Here is an 18,201-nt window from a genome sequence, read left to right as displayed (position 1 = left end):
ATTACAGGGATGTAAGTAAGTCTATCCCTCCCTCTCCACCATTACTGGTTACAAGCCACTTAATTGTGGTTTTTTTGTGCCTAAATTTTAATAGCCTCTATTAATTTGCACTTTGTATAATACCAATCCGCAATAATACTTAATCATTTTGCGGGGCTAAACGTGTCGCTATCTGCGTTAAAAAATTCTCATTTAGAACAACTAAATAGCAAATTTTTTGCCTAGCTATCAACACGTTTTTCCAGCCTCAAAATAGATCACTTAATTAAGCGAACTGGTATAAGGCAGTCGCGAGCGTATGCTAATAAATTAAACAAATTGTATGGTGTCCCAACTTAGTGCATTATAAATGGTACTTTAAACCAGCTTAGGTTTAACCATGGCGAAGCTAATATTACTACTGTATTGTTTGGGTGCCTGTGCTGTTAGCATGGCAAATGAAGTGACGGTTTATAAATGCACCATTAAAGGAGTGCCTACTTTTAGTCAAACTCCTTGCGCTGAAGACGCTCAAGTGATCACGCTTAGAAACGTCAACATAATGCAAACAAATACGCCACAATCTGAGAACACACCAGTTGCCGATACTTCTGTTGACGATTATCTAGCGGTGCAACAAATAGAGCGTGATATTGTGCAGCTTGAGCTTAAGATTAAACAATACCAACAAGAATACGCACAAAAAAAACAGCAAATCGATTACATGACCCAAGATAAAGCAAATCGCTTAGGGGCTAGCTCAATTGCGAATGCCATTACCACTGAAACGGCGGCACTTAAGCAGCGATTTGACCCACAAATCAAGCAAGCACAACAACAAATAGAAGCACTCACTCAAAAAAAACAGCAGCTTAGTCAGCAACCTTAAGTATGTGCTTCACAACATCAATAAATGTTTGTATCTCTGACTTTGTATTATATATGTGAGGTGAAACACGGATGCCGAGTTTACGCACATCAACACTTCTTTTTGCAGTCTCTAATGCTGTTAATACACTTTGCTGATGCTCAGAAAACTGCAAAATAGCGGTGCCACTACATTGCTCTTTAGCGCTAGGTGACATTAAAAAAGCGCCCAATTGCTGCTGAATTAACTCAAGTAACATCAAGTTGTGCGATCTCACTTGTTCAACGCCAAATTCAACAATATATTCAATACTATGAGCGGCAATAATATAAGGAAGTACCGAGGGCGTACCGCCCCAAAACCTTAGTGTTTTAGCGTTATATTGAAAATGCGCAATATCAAACTCGAATGGGTTTTGATGTGAAAACCAGCCAACATCTTTTGGTTCACATTGTGTTATTTGCTTTGGATTTACCCATAAATAAGCAGCTCCTGGCCCTCCGCATAGCCACTTCACACTTGAACCAATCATAAAGTCAGCATTTAACGCCGTTAGATCGACAGGGATAACCCCTGCCGATTGCGCCACATCAATTATTGAGAGTGTATTCGTGACTTTACTCAGCGCCACAATATCGTTTATGGGAGCTTGTACACCCGTATTAGAATAAACATGGCTAACAAAGACCCCATCAATCTCTGAAGTTAAATATCGCTGCCATACCTGTCTATCACTCAAGTCTTCATGCTCAGGGATGTAGCGTATTTTTGCACATTCAGGCAGTGCTTTTTGCATTACAAACCCCATACTGGGAAAGTCAGCCTGCGCCATTAATACCGTACACTGTGGTTTATTAAATACGGGGTGTGACATAACCAATTTGGTTAAACCACTGGATAAATTAACCTGAGGACAAAATTGCTCACTAGGCGCATTAAACAACTGCCCTAAAGCCTCAGTAAATCTTTCAATGGCGGGTAACCACTGTTGCCATGGCTCTTTTACACTTTCTTGCCAAGGAGTAAAAAAATGTTCAGTGGCATTCTCTAAGCTCGTTTTTAATGGGCGGCCAACAGAGTGGCTTAATAAATAACAACCCTGTGGCATACAAAAATCATTTTTAGCCATATTAATTAATCCACTGTTTTAGCGTGTTTAAATCATCAAAACGCGTATTTATGTCGTCACGCTTTGCCGCTGCACGCCTATCTCTTAACTTAGCTAATGAATCGAGCAGTACCGGTAGAGGAGGTCCACTGGCGGTTACTTTACTCATATGCTGTTGTTGCATGTGCTGTGATGGCTGAGCAATAAACTTTTCCACCAGCTGATTATGATGACCGATAGCGGTGTCGCCATGTAATTTACACACTTGAATAAATAGTTTGCCGTGCTTTTGAAACCAGTCTGTATTTTTATATTGTTCGGCCTCTAAAAAATCATCCATTAGGCTTTGCATACGCATGGCTTCACGAAGTATTTGTTGATCCTCTGGCATCATATATAAAAATTTATCCACCAGCATTTGCGAGTAACTCGGCTCATTGGCACTGCAAAGCCCTAGCAGCATATCAATAACATTAATACCGGCAAAGTCTCCCGCATTTGCACCACGGTAAACCTCTTTACCTACCCTGTAAGGCTTGTAATATGGACGTACACAATTAAAAAAACGTTCGGTGTCTAGCTGAGTGTATAAGGCGTTATTCGATGCTATTACATCCATTAATGCCGTTTTAACCACCTCAAGTAGTTCGGCTGTAACGGGGTGAGAAATACCCAAAGGTAATGTTTTTAGTAAAGCATCGCTTGCGCGCTTATACGCTAAAATACCTTGGGTGTTGTAATCTAAAAAAAGGGCTTCATCATCAAGATTTGTAAAACGCTTATAGGTGCCATTAATGGCTTTATTATGCGTGGTTAGATGCGCGGTAGCAAAACGAGGCGTTACACCTATAGAGGCACCAATATGCATAGCAAGCGCCGATGCTTCAACTAATGGTGAGGTTGTTTCTCTGCTCGGCTCTGTAATCTCATGCCTGCGACAAGCAGCCATAAACAAACCAACATTACCAAGCAAATCGAATGCGCTATCAAATCCTTCGTCGGTATTGCCTTCGGCCAATAAATCGCTGATCAGCGCATTGCCTTGCTCCTTTAGTGCCAGCTTTAAGCTATCACCAATCCCCTCAACATTAGCCTTATCGGTTTGCTGCCAATAAAGCTGTTCTAATTGCGAGTTTAAGCTTACAAACTCTGATCTTATCCAACGGTCAAACTTAGCAGTAAAAGAACTCATAACTACACCCTGTTATTATTATGTTTTAATGCTAACAAAAACCCCTGAGGGTAAAACGCCAAAAAAAATAGTAAAAACACCTTTAGTTAGCAATAATCACTAACAACATTAAAATAATTAATAAGATCCCATAGTCATGTTAGATAAAAAAGATCAGCAGTTACTGGTTGCCTTACAATCGCATGCCCGCATGTCGGTTTCTGAATTAGCCAATACCATTAACCTATCAGACACTCCAACTCTTAGACGTATCAAAAAACTTGAGCAGGAACATGTGATTACGGGCTATCATGCTGCCATAAACCCTAAGTCGCTCAACCTTAATGTGCTGGTTTATGCTTTTGTGCGACTAAGTCAAAACTCGGTGAGTGCGGCACAGCAATTTGAGCAGCATGTAGAAAAGCTAGCCCATGTACTTGAGTGCTCTGTGATCTCAGGTAGCCACGATTATTTACTGAAAATTATTTCTCAGGATTTAGAAAGCTATGAGCAGTTTGTAAAACACCAGCTGGGGAGCTTAAGCTGCATCGCCAATATAGAGTCAACGGTAGTACTCAAACAGTCATTTAGTAAAAAGCAGCTACCACTTTAAAAAATAATACTATTTAGTGCCGATTCGCTATACTAAAATATCATTATAAAAATAATATTTAACAAGGATGCATGTGAATATTTTTCGTTCAACATCCAGATCTTTCACTTTTTACATATTGTTTGCGGTTGCGTATTTTGCAACTGGTAAGTTATTGACTAATTTTGCCTTTCAATCACAAGTCATCCCTATCTGGCTCCCTGCAGGTATTGCCCTAGTTGGCTGTTTTATCTGGTGGTGGCGTTTTATCCCTGCATTATTTATTGCCTCTGTCGCCTTTAATTTAAGTACCGGTGATAACCCAATCACTGATCAGGTTTTAATTGGTAATACACTACAACAAGTACTGCTAATCGGTTTAGGCGCCGTGCTACAAGGCATGATTGGCGCTGCTCTTTTAAAGTACTGGCTAGGCCATCCGTTGTATTTACAACAACGCCAATCTATTATTTATTTTATTTTTGTCGTCGGTATTCTCGTCAGCCTAATATCGGCCAATATTGGCGTCTATGCTTTAAGTCAGTTTAACCCTGCTTACAGCATTGATAATCATTGGAACAATGTTACTTTTTGGTGGCTTGGTGACTCTCTTGGCGTACTGATCGCAACTCCCTTTTTATTGGCGTTATTACAACCAAAATTTAAACGCCATGATGTTACCCCGTTACCTACTATTGCAGTGTGCTCGGTGTTATTTATCTCTGTAGCTTTAACCACTAAGCTATACAACCAAGAGACGTATTCAAATGCGATACAAATAGCTAAGCGCGAAACATCTATTATTGAAAACAGTTTGCTGAGCAATTTAAACCTCAGCCAAATAACCGTACAAAGCCTTGCAAGCCAGATACAATCAACACCGACTTTAAGCAAGCAAGAGTTTGATAGCTACAGTGCTCAACTATTGGCTGAGCATTCATTTATTAAAGCATTTTCATGGAACCGCAAAATTAACCAGGCTCAGGTCAGTGACTTTAACAAACAGCTCAATGAAGTTTATACTGCATACAGCTTTGATCCGAGCATTAAAGGGGCGCCATTATCAAACAACGATCCATTGGTGGTTATTACCTATATTGCTCCTTTTGCAGAAAACCAATCTGCCATAGGTTTTAATCTCAATTCTCGTAAAGATCGCCGTGAGACTTTACTCGACCCACGCATTAAAAATCGCCCTGTGGGCACTAAAATAATTCAGTTAGTTCAAGCAAAACAACCTGAACCTGCGTATTTATTATTTGCTCCTGTGTATCAACAAAATAACGAAGTTGCCTCAATTAAAGGCTACGCAACAGGTGTGTTTTTAGTAAAAAACATACTTGCTCAGTCGATTACCCAAGCACAAAATAAGATGTTTAATATCGCTATTTATGAAGCTAATACTACCAATCCATTTTATTCAAACGCCGAAAATATACCGACCAAAAGCAATAAACTGACAACCATCACGATTAATTTTGCAGGGCAAACATGGCTGGTTGATTTAACCATTAAAGATGAATTTCTACCGCATCAAACTAATAACATGACACTCTTTTTGCTTATTTTACAGGTCATTGTCAGCTCACTCATTTTACTGATATTACTGCTGTTTAATAACCAACACCTCGCACTTTCACGCTTGGTAGCAGAGCGCACACGCTCGCTGGTTAAAGCTAAACAGCAATCTGATTTAGCAAATCAGGCTAAAAGCCGATTTTTAGCAAATATGAGCCATGAAATTCGCACCCCACTTAACGCTGTGATTGGCTTTTCAACTCTAGCTAAAAGTGAAGATAGCGCTGAAACCCTCACCGGTTATCTAAATAAAATTAATTTAGCGTCTAAATCATTGTTAAGTTTAATCAATGATGTACTCGATATCTCTAAAATTGAATCACAAAAGCTCACCTTAGAAGTCGCTCCTTTTGATTTGAATGCGCTTCTTGCTCGGATCAGTAGTATGTTCGAGCAAAGCGCAGAACAAAAAGGCATTCACTGGAAAGTTGATAACCAATTACCAACCGATATTTGGTTTGAAGGTGATGTTATGCGAATTGAGCAAATTTTATTAAACCTATGTAGTAACGCCATTAAGTTTACCTATGAAGGTGAAGTAAGTGTTAGCGCATACAGCAAAGAGATCACCGATAGACGTCGTCAAATTACCTTGACTATTAAGGACTCGGGCATCGGTATTGCGCCATCAGAGCAAAGTAAGTTATTTGATGCGTTCACCCAAGCCGATAGCTCAACATCACGTAAATTTGGTGGCACAGGGCTTGGTTTAGCAATCGCAAAAGAACTTAGCTTATTAATGTCTGGAGATATCAGCGTACAAAGCGAGCCAGGTAAGGGCTCTACTTTTACTCTGTCTGTCGAGTTAAATACATGTGCAGCGCAACAAGTAACGGCAAAGCACATACACCAGCATGTTGACTTAAGTAAACTAAAAATACTGGTTGCAGAAGATAACAGCGTCAATCAATTAGTCATAAAAGCAATGCTTAGCTCTTTAGGGATTACACCAACACTGGTTGAAAATGGCGAATTAGCAGTAGAACAAGTTAAAATAAATGACTTCGATTTAGTATTAATGGATTGCCAAATGCCGATTATGGACGGTTACCAAGCCACCGCCTTGATACGTCAAATTAAAAGTACTGAGCAATTACCAATTATTGCCTTAACTGCTGATGTAATGCCTGAAGATAAAGCCAATGCCTTAGCAATTGGTTTTAACGAACATCTTGCAAAACCTCTCGAACTCGATAAGCTTATACAGTGCCTATCTCAATATATTGCGCCAGATAAACCATAAAGATTTATCGAAAACAAAAAACCAAATATGGCTGTCGCACTATTACCAAAATTAATCAGCAACCCACTTAAAAAATAGTAGGCAAAGCATTATGAGCCACTTTTCACATCAATGGTTTAATAGCATCAACCAAATTGACGCAACACAATGGCATTATTTTTTTGGTAGTGACCCTTTTACTCAACACGCTTTTTTATATGCACTTGAGCAAAGCCAATGTGTAAGCGCAAAAACAGGTTGGCAGCCTCACCACTTAGCCGTTTATGAAGGCGATAAACTAGTTGCCCTTGCCCCTGGCTACTTAAAAGCGCACTCCTACGGTGAATATGTATTTGACTGGGCATGGGCTGAAGCTTATGAAAAAAATGGCTTAGATTATTACCCTAAATGGCTGTGCTGTATTCCCTTTAGCCCGATTGAGGGGCAAAGAATACGTATTATGCATAGTAACCCAAAGTTAGTTTATGAGTATATAACAGAGCAACTTAATACCCACTGCGCAAAACAAGCCTGGTCAGGCTGGCATGTAAACTTTTGCGATAAAGCACAAGCCTCACAGCTAAATGATGCAGGTGCCATGCTGAGAACCGGGGTACAGTTTCAGTGGTTTAATAATGAATTTAAAGACTTTGATGATTTTTTAAAAACCTTTAATGCCCGTAAGCGCAAAGCAGTAAAAAAAGAACGCGCTAAAATAACACAGCAAAATATCACCATTGAATGGCTGCAAGGTGAGCAAATCACCACAACAGTGATGCAGCTTTTTTGTGAGTTTTATCAACGTACTTATTTAAAACGTTCAGGCCATTTAGGCTACTTAAACAGCGATTTTTTTAGCTTGCTACACGCCTTAATGGCTGAAAAATTGCTCATTATGCTAGCCAAAAAAGACCATAAAGTGATTGCCGCCACATTAAGTTTAATTGGTGACAATACCCTTTATGGGCGTTATTGGGGAGCAAGCGAAGAGATTGATTCTCTTCACTTTGAGCTGTGTTACTACCAAGGCATTGAATATGCGATTAAGCATAATATTCACTGTTTTAATGCCGGTGCTCAGGGTGAGCATAAAATAGCACGCGGCTTTCAACCCATCACTACTTATTCTGCTCATCATATTATTCACCCCGATTTTAATCATGCTATTGCAGATTACTTAGGACGCGAATGCCAACATATCGACATTTACAAACAACAATGCAGCTCTTTATTGCCGTTTAAAAATGAGTAACTGATTATTTGCAGGCATCGCCGTATCGCTGAGTAACTTAAGCCCTGATTGCACTGCAAGTTGCTCAATCGCTTCGAAATCACGGATACCACTAAGTAGATCGCGACTTTGCAATAAACTGTTAAATTCATTATTACTGGGGCTGGTAAACTCCCCTTTATATTTGAAAGGGCCATATACACACACCACCCCTTGCTGGTTTAAGTGCTGATTTACTCCAGCAAAAAAACGCGTAATTAACTCCCAGCTCACTATATGAAAAGTGTTAGCAGTATATATCGCATCCACTTTATTTACTGGCCAAGGATCGTTTAGGTCAAGTAATAAAGGCGGATGCAAGTTTGCCAGTTGCACCTCATCATGCCATAACTTTATTCCTTGATGATTAACCTCTCGATCACTGGTATACCATTGTAAATGTGGCAATTTTTTGGCAAAGAAAACGCTATGCTGACCCGTCCCCGAGCCTATCTCAAGTACCGACCCTGCATTTTGCAATGCAGGCTGCAAAGCCTTAAGTATATGATTTTTATTATTTTCGCAGGCTTGTGAAAACGGTTTGGTCATACTGATGCACCTAAATTGCAAATGAATGCACAATAGTAAAACAAATTTCAGCTATTCTGTCGTGAGTAAATTAACCAAAATAATAAAATAACTTTAATTTCAATACGTTAAATTATATTTACCGAGCTGGTACGCTATATGCTTTTATTAAATTACTCACTTAATGAGTACTAAACGACAAAAGGATAACATTATGTATATTTCACCCTATACCGCCGTAGACGCTGTAATGGCAATTACCGATAAAAGCCTAGATAAAACGAGTCATGAAACAGATTGTAGAGCAACGGTTATCGACTTACTTTCTCATGTAAAACACACTCAAAAGGCACAAAAAAAACATGAAACAGACCAAATATTTATTCTTGGCTACAATTAAAATTCTGTTTAGCCTTATAACTGGCTGTTTATATAAATACATTATTTAAGTCGACTTAAAATCCGTTTAAGTCGACTTTTTAGTTTTAATCCCACTTGTTAACTTGCCTTGACGCCCCCTACTTTTTAGCTATACCGTTGTAAATAGCAATAACAGCACCATATCTTTTTATATAGCGTAGTTTAATGTCATATATTCTCTTTTTTAGGAGCACTAATGAGTAACTTTAGAACAGAATCAGATAGCATGGGCACACTCGACGTGCCCGCTAACGCACTTTATAAAGCACAAACCCAACGCGCCATTAATAACTTCACGATTAGCAACCTCACCATGCCACAGCAATTTATTATTGCTTTAGCGTATATAAAACAAGCCGCAGCATTAACCAATTTAAAGCTGGGCCATTTAGATAAAACAAAAGCAAATGCAATCGAGCATGCCTGCCAAGAAATTATTGATGGTCAGCATTATGAGCATTTCCCTGTTGATATTTTTCAAACGGGATCAGGCACCAGCTCAAATATGAATGCCAACGAAGTTATTGCAAGTTTGGCTTCAAAACATGCCAATCAACCTATTCACCCTAACGACGATGTGAATATGGGGCAAAGCTCGAATGATGTTATTCCCACTGCAATCGCCTTAAGCAGTGCTATCAGTATTGATAAAAAATTACTGCCAGCACTAGCAAACTTAGCCGACGCCTTAGAGCAGAAAAAAGCAGACATCGGTCATATAGTTAAAACTGGGCGCACTCATTTAATGGATGCAATGCCAGTGACCTTTGAGCAAACACTCAACGCATGGCAATCGCAGGTAAAGCACGCAGCCAGCGGTATTGAACATGCACTAATACGTGTTTGTGAGCTGGCTCAGGGGGGAACAGCGGTCGGCACCGGTATTAATGCCGATCCACAATTTGCTACGCTATTTGCCAAACAGCTAAGTGAAAAAGTAGGGATTAACTTTATCCCCAGTGATAACTTTTTTTATAATATTGGCTCGCAAGATGCCATTGTGGCTTTATCAGGGCAGCTGAAAGTCTATGCCGTTGCGCAAATGAAAATAGCCAACGATCTACGTTGGATGAATTCAGGGCCGCTTGCGGGACTTGGTGAAATAGAGCTTGAAGCATTGCAGCCTGGTTCATCCATTATGCCCGGCAAAGTGAACCCGGTGATCCCAGAAGCCGCTGCAATGGCTAGTGCGCAAGTAATCGGTAACGACGCCACAATTACCGTAGCAGGCCAAGCTGGCAACTTTGAGCTTAACGTAATGCTACCCGTGATTGCTTATAATATCCTGCAAAGTACAGAGATACTTGCTAACAGTGCGCAAGCACTAGCGGATAAAGCCATTGCTAGCTTTAAAGTTAATCAAGCACAGATTGATAAAGCGCTGACTAAAAATCCTATTTTAGTTACTGCACTCAACCCCGTTATTGGCTATGAAAAAGCAGCAAAAATTGCCAAACAAGCTTACCAGCAAGCAAAGCCAATTATTGATATCGCCGAGCAAGAGACTGACCTATCTCGCTCAGAATTAGAGGCATTACTCAATCCAGCTAAATTAACCCAAGGTGGGTTAATGTAAAAGCGCCATTAATGGCGCTTTAATATATTGATAGTAGAGTTTTTATTGCCGTAATGGATGCACCGTGTATGATAGTGATGAATAATTCATCACTATCAGGAACGATTATGCGTACTCCATTACTCGCTCTACTGCTACCGCTTTGCTTAACAGCTTGCTTAGAAACCACCTCAAATGAAACTGAGCAAACTAAAACCAATGCGGTAGAAAACACGTCTACGCCGATACCACAACAAAAACTACCACAAGCGAATAACCAAAATAAAATAGCACAGCAACTACCGGTTGATGCTGCAAAAGAAGTGTCGCTTGATGATATTAAAACAGCAAAAAATAAATTAAATAACCTCATAGCAGATAAACAATGTTCAACTAGTTCACAGTGTAAAGTCAGTGCTGTTGGTAGCCGTGCCTGTGGTGGACCAAGTGATTACATTGTGTACTCTACACAAAGCGCACCCCAAGAGCAGGTTTCAGCCCTAAGCGATACTATCACTCAATTGGAAAGTACCTATAATGCGCAAAAAGGCATGATGAGTATTTGCCAACATTTAACTGCGCCAAGCACTCAGTGTGTTGAAAATAAATGTGTTAAACTTGAAGGCTCTGCGGTAAGTGTATTTTAAGGATTAGATTATGAGTTGTTTGTCATCCGTAATTAAGCTATCAGCTACCTGTGTTGTTATGACTATGCTACTTAGCGGTTGCAGTAGTGCACTAACATCAAGCAAAGCTCAAAACGCGAGTGAATCTGTTTTAAATACTCAACTTAATGAGCTTACAAGTAATAAAAGCTGCACAGCCAGCTATCAATGTAAGGTGTTAGGTGTTGGCTCGCGTGTCTGTGGGGGGCCGAGTAAGTATGTTGTGTACTCAACATTAAATCACTCTCAAGAACAAGCAGAGCAATTAGCGCAAAAAATCACTGAGCAAGAACAACTAGATAATGCAATGCTTGAGTTCAAAGACTGTTCACCAGTGCTAGAAGTCCACTCTTTATGTATTGATAATCAATGTAAAACAGTTAACTACCAGTAGCAGTTCGTTTCGGTGTTAATCTAATAGTGGTATTAACACCGAAATAACCACCACCATGAAAATACACACACCTGCCTTAAAAATGTATTCCAGTGGCATTTTTTTCTGTACCCAGTAAGCATATATAAAACGCACGAAGTAGCTTGCCGCCGTGCCAAATAAAGCAAACATAAGTAAGTAGGCAATCAATAAGATATTCACAGCGGCACTTTTTTAGAAAATAATAGCCCCAGTGTAAGTATTTTACATAAAGAAGGCAAAAGGGTTACTTAGTCTTTTTTGTATGCTCAATGAGTAACTCTGCTACCTGTTGCTTTACCGCTCTTTTATCATCTACTGCCACTTCAAACCGGCTAGCCAATTGCGCTATTTCGTCATCATTTAAATTAAACGATAGTCGTTGCCGTGTTTTTTTAGACTTTACATCAAGACCTAAAATTTTACGGATCATATCTGAGGGAGTGAGCTCTTGATCGATAGCTTGTTTTTTTATCGACTTTTGTACCTCACTACTCAAATCAAATGCCATTTGCGTGGCGCGCACAGCTTGCTCTTGGCGCAACCACTTGTCTTTAGCATCACTCACTGGGCATCTCCAGGAAACAAATCAACAATATCGCTAATTGGGCGAGTTAACGTCAGTGAGACTTCTGTTTCACCTCCCTCCCAAATCTCTATATTAACGCTATGTCCTTCACCAGGAGAGGCTAAGCAAATCATTTCGCATGGTTCACCACCTTCTTGCTCATAGCGAGGCAGCGTTTGGCCACGAAAGTCTTTACTATGAAAATAACATACATAAGGCGATTCACTTTGTTGATAGCTTTTCGCTAAAAATTGCATAAAACGCTCAGGGGTATTTTGTACCGTGATATGTGTTAATGACTCTTCATCAAAAATACGCGCAAATTCATCAAGACCAAAGATCTCTTCAACTTCATCACGCTGAATTTTTATAGAGAAGTTTGCCCACTGTTCACCATCATTTTGCTCTATTTGTAAAAACACCACTTGGCCAGTGTTAGTTTCAAGTACAAATTCAGTATCACTGCTGTGTTGGTACTGATACGTTTGCACATCAATAACGCGCAACGTTTGACCTTTAAGCCATGAAGGATAAGCAAACGAATCAATGACAGTAAACATGTCGCCTTTTTTAAGGTCACTCGCATGATTAAGCTGACGTTCTGGCTTTTTTTTAGATTTGAAAAAATTAAACATATAAGGTGCCTCTGTAAGCAAAAAAGGTAACGGAGCGAAACTCGGTTACCTTTTTGATATGGTTCTAAATGTTAGCTATTTTGCTTCGCTTTAATGCGCGCTAAAATATCAGCACTTTTTGGATTCGTATCACCAATACCTGCTTCAGCCATTTTAGCTTTTAAATCGTCGCCATTAACATCTGCTTCTAGAGACTTTGCAGCACCTAATTGATCAGTACGGTCTTGTTGGCGTTGCTTAATACGCTCAAGCGACTGACGCGCCGATGTCATTGATGAATTATTAGTATTAAGCGTGCTGTTTACAGCCATTGTCGCTTGCTGAACGCTTTCTGTGGTTTTAACCATAGTAAGCTGACGCTGATTTTCCTTAATTGATTTTTCAGCATCTTTTACTTGCTGCTTCAAAGTCACTATGTGATTACTAAAGCCCGCTAACACTTGCTCGTGCTCAGCTTTCTCAGCTTCAAAGTCACCAATTTTTTCTGCAATTTCTAATGCTAATGCTTCATTCCCTTTTTCAAGGGCTTGACCTGCATAAGCTTCATGCTCGGCAATTGATGCATCTACTGCGCTAATTTTACGCTTAGTTTGCATTTCTTTAGCCATCACTTCTGTTAGGCTTTTTTTAGCACGGTGTAACGCATTTTGTGCATCAGCAATTTCTTGCTCAAAAATACGAATACCATTGGCATCAACAATTGCTTCGCCTGCTTCACGTGCGCCGCCACGTACTGCTGTAAATAATTTTTTTAAAATACTCATAATCTTAACTCCACTAACTAGCTACTAATCGTTTAAATATAAGGTCACGGCTTCTAGTGCATCTATAGCGTTATCAGCTAATGTCACTAGTTCGTGGGTAACATCATCTAGAGATGAATTTACCGACAGTGCACCAAAAATCGCGTATTTATTATCGATCTTAGCAAATGCACTCAGTGGAATTGGCACGTTTAAACGCAGTAGTGTTTCGTTTAACTCGTTGCGTAATTCACTTTTTACTTCATCTTCGTCAAACAAGTAGCTAATACATAGTAATTGCTCTTGTGTTTGAGTAACAAAAATTGGAAGCTCATCGTTTCCATCAACAATGACTTGTAAAACATCTTGCTCACCTGGATTGGCAATCAAGAAAGACTCAAAGTTAGCACCCTCAGTTTCAAAAGACGCTAATTTTATTGAAAGTTCATTTAATTCCATGTCTCTGCCTTTTTGTCGTTTGACATATTATGTCTGAGTTAAGATTCGCATGGTCGACATATTATGTCAACCATGTTTTATTAATTTTTATACAATTCACTTTCTATTTGCCAAGCAGCCCTGTAATAATCATATAAACGACCAGAACCTAACCTATTGACTTCAATATCGTTCACTTGTTCAAAATAGTTATTAGGAAATGCAAAACTGGCTAATAAATATTTTTTACTAATCCACCGAGATGGCACTGGCATATCAGTTATATTGCTAATACGGGCACTAGGTGATTGCCCCATTTTAGTCGCAATAGTCCATCCCCATTGACCAAACGAAGGAATGTTTTGCTGATATTGCTCTACATAATCAAAACCTGCGGCTTTCACCGTTTTAGCAATACTTAAAAATGCCTTTTTCGCATGATAAGGCGATGTTGACTGTACCGCCATAGCACCATCAGGCGCTAATAATTGGCGTACATGATTATAAAAGTAATCGCTGTACATCTTATTAAGATCAGGGTGATTAGGGTCTGGCAAATCAATTAAAATAGTATCGAACTGCTTTGACTGATCCAGTAACTTTTCGACTTCTAAAAATGCATCGCCCACAATAATATTTGCTCGCGGGTCATACATCGATTCATTATTGAGTGCTACCAACCGCTGTTTAATCTCTTCTGGCGGTGTGAATTTATCGTCTTCATGGCCAAATAAATTCAGTAGCTGGCCATCTAAATCAATTAGTGTGACTTCTTTGACTGGCCACTTTAATACATCACGCATGGCTAATCCGTCACCGCCACCAATAATCAAAACACGGTCATGACGATTAGATGCGAGCATTGCAGGATAAACAAGCATTGAGTGATATATTTGCTCATCTACACTAGAGAACTGCAAACGACCATTTAAATATAGATCAGTAATTGGCTGAGGCTGATTTTTACTTAAACGCTCTGTTAGCACCACATGTTGATACTTAGTCGCCTGAGAGTAAATAACTTTATCTTTGTATAGTACGTTACTTAGGTTATCCATCCAGCTACTACCAAACTGCAAAATAAAAGCGAATAACACCAGCAGTAATATATGGCAAACCAATAGCAACTTAGCAAAGCGTACATAGCTATGGTAACGCCATAAAAAGGCAAGTCCGGCAATAATGTTAAATAGCGCTGTCCAAGCGGCGGCTTGCATTATTGGCATCGCGAGCATAATACTCACCCAAATTGCCGCGCCAATACCAGCGCCAATATAGTCAGCCCCATATATAGTGCCGGCGTTATTTTCTAAAAAACGTCCATAAACATGCTGGCGAATGCGCGCAATAAGCGGTATTTCCATACCAATAAATAGCCCTAATATTAAGCCAAATACATAAGGTAAAAAGCGAGACCACTCTTGCAGCTTTTGAAACACGTAACCATTAAGAATAACGTCAGGTGGAATATTAAAAATACTTGAGAATAAATGAGGGAGTGAATAACTCACGGCAATAATGCTGGCAATGGCTAATATACAGCCCATACCTATGAGCGCAATAATACTCTCTAGCCAAGCAAATGCGGTGAAGGCATCTTTAAACCAACGCGCTAAAAATGCACCCATCCCCATAGCTACAATCATAGTGCCTATCATGGCGTAAATTGCACTCTCAACTGAGCCGAGTACTCGGCCAGCATAATGAGAAAGTAAGTATTCATAAATAAGGCCGCATCCTGCGAGTACGGCCATAACAGTGATCAGTAAAATATCATGCCCAAGTAAATTAAATTTACTTGGGGAAGCTTGAGTTGATGACACGTGATTATGCACCCAGTAGTGTGGCCATAGTGATCCCGACAGCAAATGACACAGCTGCAGAAATAGCGGCAACACCCACATTCTTTTGACGATTCACTTCATCTGAAATATTACAGCCAGCAAGAATGATTTTAATCGTCAGTAAGTGCAGTAAAATGAAAGCAACCAAACAAACAACGGCGCTTAGCGCCCAGTAAAGTAAACTCGCATTAATATTGTCAGCAGCATAAGGAGCAATGCCTGTTGCAGCAGTAATGGCTAATGCACTACCAATTAAAAAGCCTGCATAACGAACACCTACTGCTAAATTACCATCAATAATAGCCTGTTGTAGGCAGTCGCCACTTTTATTGGTGCGCTTAAATAACTGCACGCGATATTGGCTTACTAACAGCAATACCACACTACCAATTACAAACGCAGCAATAACAATAGGAATGCCATGCCAACCTTCAGTAGCAACCCACAATAGGGCTGAGCGGATAACCACTGCAACACTTACTACATGGCCAAAATCAATAATTGACGCAGTAACGTTACCTTTGACTATTTCGTTATGTAAGCTCACTTTACGCAGCGCCACTTTATCTTGAAAAAAGTGACCCAGCTTTATAAGCAAAATTGCTAATGCGCCATAGCCAAGCATTAACAGAGCTTCTTTTTGTAACGTAGCAGCAAAAGCACCACTACTCACGCCCGTTAACACAATCGCAAGTGCTACCAAACCAGCGGCAAAGCTTATTCCAAATGCAAAGTTATCGCGCTCGGTAATTTCATCATTGGCGTGTAAATTAGATACCCAACCTTTAATATACTTTAAGCTCACAAACAGTAAGATGATAATTGCAAAGTCCACAGACAGTGCTTGCAAAGACCACATAGTTATTCCATTAAATTCATACATATTATTCTAACTCCAACGTTATTCTTTACTTACCACGACTTACGCCGCGCGAGGTTCTGCTACTGCTATTACGAACCGATCCTGAATTATTGCTATAACTACTCGCTCTTGAGTAACTGCTGCGACTTTTAGGCGGCGTATAACTGCTGCGACTCAAACCTGATGCACCTGTTTTTTTACTCGCATAAGGACTAGTGAACTGCTTGCCTTGGCGTTGGTAAGATTGTCGTGTACGTGTTTCTAATGCACTTTGGGTTTTTATTTGTTTAGGGCTTGAGTAACGAGTACGACCATAGTCATTGTAGTAACTATACTTACGGCGTTTACTCCAACTTCCGTATTCAACTCGGTCAAATACATCACCCAAAATACGGTACATGCCGTACCATTGCCAAAAGCTAATACCGCTACTATTCGTTTGCCAATTACCATAGTTAGGATTACCTACCATTTGGTTACCGACCCCTTCGCCTTCAGCTTTTTGGCTTATAGCACCAACTCGTGCCAAAGAACCATTCGACATATCCGCAAGCATATTAATAGGATCGGTTAAGGCATCAGAAAATAACGTTGGCTTGGCGGCTTCACGCAATAAATCAATATTGTATAAAGTGTCTTCGTAAGGAGGAATTAAGTAATTACCCTTAATATCATCAAGGCGTTGGGTTAAGCCACTATAAAGGGCTCCCTGGCGTGTGGCATCAAGGCTAACTACATCAACAACCTTACTGAGTTCAGGTTGCTGTTGTTTAAGGATACGACTGTATTCTTTAAGAATAATCGCATTACGTATACTACCATTATCAAGTGCTTTACCAAGCTGAGTAAGCTCGACATCGGCCTTTTTAATGGACTCTTGAATTGTTTGTTGTAGCTGTTCTTCTTTAGATTGACAACCAATCAGTGCTGTAAACAAACAAAACAGGCTGAGAAGTTTCCAAGCTTTTATATTCGACATTCATGTCACCTGATTTACTAAATTATCCTAGATAGTTTTACACAGGACAGTTATTAAACCAACAATGAAATTGCAACAAGATGATAATTTAGGGACTAGTTTAAAGATGCAAGGAAAATAACTAAGATCAGTAAAGAGAGAGTGCTGATGGTAATACTTCAAAACTTATAACTGAGGGCTTAACACTGACTTGTATTTAGAGTAACTGTCCTACTTCTTAGCGACAGCGCAGTAGCATGTAGTGGCAGAACAGCGTGGAGAGTCATAATGAAGGTGGCTTTTGGCTATTATACCAATCCGCAATAATACTCAATCATTTTGCGGGGCTAAACGTGTCGCTATCTGTGTTAAAAAATTCTCATTTAGAACAACTAAATAGCGAATTGGTATAACTGGTGCCTTTCACCTCGAACCTGCATTTTCACTTTCCTACAGACGTAAAAAAACCCGTTACATCGCTGTAACGGGTTTCTCTTATTTGGATCCTGGTAATGTCCTACTTTCACATAGCAAATGCTACACTATCATCGGCGCTGTTTCGTTTCACTACTGAGTTCGGCATGGGGTCAGGTGGGTCCAAAACGCTATTGTCACCAAGCAAATTTGGTTGTCAGTCCGTATCACTACGCACTAACTAAAATTTGGAATTCTGATAATAAAGTCTTCAAGTATCTACTTTAGTTATATTAACTTCTTCGCTTAAACTATCACATAAAACGCGTTTGGCGTTGTATGGTTAAGCCTCACGGGTAATTAGTACAAGT

General features: G+C 39.7%; 19 protein-coding genes and 1 rRNA gene. 8 read left to right on the top strand and 12 right to left on the bottom strand.

The genetic code is table 11. The features are described 5' to 3' along the window. Nucleotides 1-379: 379 nt before the first annotated feature. Nucleotides 380-868 carry an RNA-binding protein gene (locus tag N523_RS0109010; protein WP_028834882.1) on the top strand — a complete coding sequence of 163 codons (489 nt, stop codon included), beginning with the start codon at nt 380-382 and terminating at the stop codon, nt 866-868. Here N523_RS0109010 and N523_RS0109005 read toward each other — a convergent pair. Both N523_RS0109005 and N523_RS0109000 read right to left on the bottom strand, forming a co-directional pair. Beyond that, nucleotides 852-1,976 carry an aminotransferase class V-fold PLP-dependent enzyme gene (locus N523_RS0109005; RefSeq protein ID WP_028834883.1) on the bottom strand — a complete coding sequence of 375 codons (1,125 nt, stop codon included), beginning with the start codon at nt 1,974-1,976 and terminating at the stop codon, nt 852-854. The two genes, N523_RS0109010 and N523_RS0109005, sit on opposite strands and share 17 nt — an antisense overlap. 1 nt (nt 1,977) lies before the next feature. Beyond that, complete coding sequence (locus N523_RS0109000; protein WP_028834884.1) at nt 1,978-3,147, bottom strand: PrnB family protein; 1,170 nt, start codon at nt 3,145-3,147, stop codon at nt 1,978-1,980. Nucleotides 3,148-3,283: 136 nt separating this feature from the next. On the opposite strand from N523_RS0109000, the gene N523_RS0108995 reads away from it, so the two are divergent. The 3 genes from N523_RS0108995 (at nt 3,284) to N523_RS0108985 (ending at nt 7,770) form a co-directional block, all read left to right on the top strand. After that, a complete protein-coding gene (locus N523_RS0108995; protein ID WP_013463689.1) occupies nt 3,284-3,739 on the top strand; it encodes an Lrp/AsnC family transcriptional regulator in 456 nt (151 codons plus the stop codon). 73 nt (nt 3,740-3,812) lie between these two features. Further along, nucleotides 3,813-6,539, top strand: a complete 2,727-nt coding sequence (locus N523_RS0108990; RefSeq protein ID WP_028834885.1) for a CHASE domain-containing protein — start codon at nt 3,813-3,815, stop codon at nt 6,537-6,539. A 91-nt stretch (nt 6,540-6,630) separates the two neighbouring features. Continuing rightward, entirely contained in the window at nt 6,631-7,770 is a 1,140-nt protein-coding gene (locus N523_RS0108985) for a GNAT family N-acetyltransferase (RefSeq protein ID WP_028834886.1), read from the top strand. On the opposite strand, the gene N523_RS0108980 is transcribed toward N523_RS0108985, so the two are convergent. Continuing rightward, nucleotides 7,747-8,337, bottom strand: a complete 591-nt coding sequence (locus N523_RS0108980) for a DUF938 domain-containing protein (protein ID WP_028834887.1) — start codon at nt 8,335-8,337, stop codon at nt 7,747-7,749. The genes N523_RS0108985 and N523_RS0108980 overlap by 24 nt on opposite strands. Before the next feature lie 193 nt (nt 8,338-8,530). Here N523_RS0108980 and N523_RS0108975 point away from each other — a divergent pair, with 193 nt between their 5' ends. From N523_RS0108975 to N523_RS0108960, 4 genes are all read left to right on the top strand, one after another. Next, nucleotides 8,531-8,716, top strand: a complete 186-nt coding sequence (locus N523_RS0108975) for a hypothetical protein (protein ID WP_028834888.1) — start codon at nt 8,531-8,533, stop codon at nt 8,714-8,716. A 216-nt stretch (nt 8,717-8,932) separates the two neighbouring features. Then, complete coding sequence (locus N523_RS0108970; RefSeq protein ID WP_028834889.1) at nt 8,933-10,312, top strand: class II fumarate hydratase; 1,380 nt, start codon at nt 8,933-8,935, stop codon at nt 10,310-10,312. Nucleotides 10,313-10,419: 107 nt separating this feature from the next. After that, nucleotides 10,420-10,938, top strand: coding sequence for a hypothetical protein (locus N523_RS0108965; protein ID WP_028834890.1), 519 nt, complete (start codon nt 10,420-10,422; stop codon nt 10,936-10,938). A gap of 10 nt (nt 10,939-10,948) precedes the next feature. Beyond that, nucleotides 10,949-11,350 (top strand): hypothetical protein, encoded by a 402-nt coding sequence (locus N523_RS0108960; protein WP_008113277.1) that lies wholly within the window; start codon nt 10,949-10,951, stop codon nt 11,348-11,350. A 15-nt stretch (nt 11,351-11,365) separates the two neighbouring features. Here N523_RS0108960 and N523_RS0108955 read toward each other — a convergent pair whose 3' ends face one another. From N523_RS0108955 to rrf, 9 genes are all read right to left on the bottom strand, one after another. Further along, complete coding sequence (locus tag N523_RS0108955; protein WP_008113278.1) at nt 11,366-11,551, bottom strand: hypothetical protein; 186 nt, start codon at nt 11,549-11,551, stop codon at nt 11,366-11,368. A 64-nt stretch (nt 11,552-11,615) separates the two neighbouring features. Continuing rightward, complete coding sequence (locus tag N523_RS0108950; RefSeq protein ID WP_008113280.1) at nt 11,616-11,936, bottom strand: hypothetical protein; 321 nt, start codon at nt 11,934-11,936, stop codon at nt 11,616-11,618. Further along, entirely contained in the window at nt 11,933-12,571 is a 639-nt protein-coding gene (locus N523_RS0108945; protein WP_028834891.1) for a hypothetical protein, read from the bottom strand. The genes N523_RS0108950 and N523_RS0108945 overlap by 4 nt, the downstream gene beginning before the upstream one ends. A 71-nt stretch (nt 12,572-12,642) precedes the next feature. Then, a complete protein-coding gene (locus tag N523_RS0108940) occupies nt 12,643-13,335 on the bottom strand; it encodes a PspA/IM30 family protein (protein WP_008113282.1) in 693 nt (230 codons plus the stop codon). A 24-nt stretch (nt 13,336-13,359) separates the two neighbouring features. Beyond that, nucleotides 13,360-13,773: a YjfI family protein gene (locus tag N523_RS0108935; RefSeq protein ID WP_004335098.1), complete on the bottom strand. Its 414-nt coding sequence runs from the start codon at nt 13,771-13,773 to the stop codon at nt 13,360-13,362. Nucleotides 13,774-13,853: 80 nt separating this feature from the next. Next, nucleotides 13,854-15,575 (bottom strand): polyamine aminopropyltransferase, encoded by a 1,722-nt coding sequence (locus N523_RS0108930; RefSeq protein WP_028834892.1) that lies wholly within the window; start codon nt 15,573-15,575, stop codon nt 13,854-13,856. Nucleotides 15,576-15,579: 4 nt separating this feature from the next. Next, entirely contained in the window at nt 15,580-16,479 is a 900-nt protein-coding gene (locus N523_RS0108925; RefSeq protein ID WP_013463678.1) for a DUF350 domain-containing protein, read from the bottom strand. Nucleotides 16,480-16,504: 25 nt separating this feature from the next. Continuing rightward, a complete protein-coding gene (locus N523_RS0108920; protein WP_010392530.1) occupies nt 16,505-17,437 on the bottom strand; it encodes a hypothetical protein in 933 nt (310 codons plus the stop codon). Between the two features lie 483 nt (nt 17,438-17,920). After that, nucleotides 17,921-18,035, bottom strand: a 5S ribosomal RNA gene (rrf, locus tag N523_RS0108915). Nucleotides 18,036-18,201: the final 166 nt, after the last annotated feature.

Source organism: Pseudoalteromonas sp. 23_GOM-1509m (assembly GCF_000518425.1).
GTDB lineage: Bacteria > Pseudomonadota > Gammaproteobacteria > Enterobacterales > Alteromonadaceae > Pseudoalteromonas > Pseudoalteromonas tetraodonis.
This window is presented reverse-complemented; position numbering and strand designations above follow the sequence as displayed.

Coding starts and splice junctions, on each gene's coding strand:
- N523_RS0108975 (WP_028834888.1), top strand. CDS start 8,531: ATGTATATTTCACCCTATACCGCCGTAGACGCTGTAATGGCAATTACC.
- N523_RS0108985 (WP_028834886.1), top strand. CDS start 6,631: ATGAGCCACTTTTCACATCAATGGTTTAATAGCATCAACCAAATTGAC.
- N523_RS0108995 (WP_013463689.1), top strand. CDS start 3,284: ATGTTAGATAAAAAAGATCAGCAGTTACTGGTTGCCTTACAATCGCAT.
- N523_RS0108940 (WP_008113282.1), bottom strand. CDS start 13,335: ATGAGTATTTTAAAAAAATTATTTACAGCAGTACGTGGCGGCGCACGT.
- N523_RS0108980 (WP_028834887.1), bottom strand. CDS start 8,337: ATGACCAAACCGTTTTCACAAGCCTGCGAAAATAATAAAAATCATATA.
- N523_RS0108970 (WP_028834889.1), top strand. CDS start 8,933: ATGAGTAACTTTAGAACAGAATCAGATAGCATGGGCACACTCGACGTG.
- N523_RS0108925 (WP_013463678.1), bottom strand. CDS start 16,479: ATGTATGAATTTAATGGAATAACTATGTGGTCTTTGCAAGCACTGTCT.
- N523_RS0109010 (WP_028834882.1), top strand. CDS start 380: ATGGCGAAGCTAATATTACTACTGTATTGTTTGGGTGCCTGTGCTGTT.
- N523_RS0109000 (WP_028834884.1), bottom strand. CDS start 3,147: ATGAGTTCTTTTACTGCTAAGTTTGACCGTTGGATAAGATCAGAGTTT.
- N523_RS0109005 (WP_028834883.1), bottom strand. CDS start 1,976: ATGGCTAAAAATGATTTTTGTATGCCACAGGGTTGTTATTTATTAAGC.
- N523_RS0108960 (WP_008113277.1), top strand. CDS start 10,949: ATGAGTTGTTTGTCATCCGTAATTAAGCTATCAGCTACCTGTGTTGTT.
- N523_RS0108965 (WP_028834890.1), top strand. CDS start 10,420: ATGCGTACTCCATTACTCGCTCTACTGCTACCGCTTTGCTTAACAGCT.
- N523_RS0108920 (WP_010392530.1), bottom strand. CDS start 17,437: ATGTCGAATATAAAAGCTTGGAAACTTCTCAGCCTGTTTTGTTTGTTT.
- N523_RS0108945 (WP_028834891.1), bottom strand. CDS start 12,571: ATGTTTAATTTTTTCAAATCTAAAAAAAAGCCAGAACGTCAGCTTAAT.
- N523_RS0108935 (WP_004335098.1), bottom strand. CDS start 13,773: ATGGAATTAAATGAACTTTCAATAAAATTAGCGTCTTTTGAAACTGAG.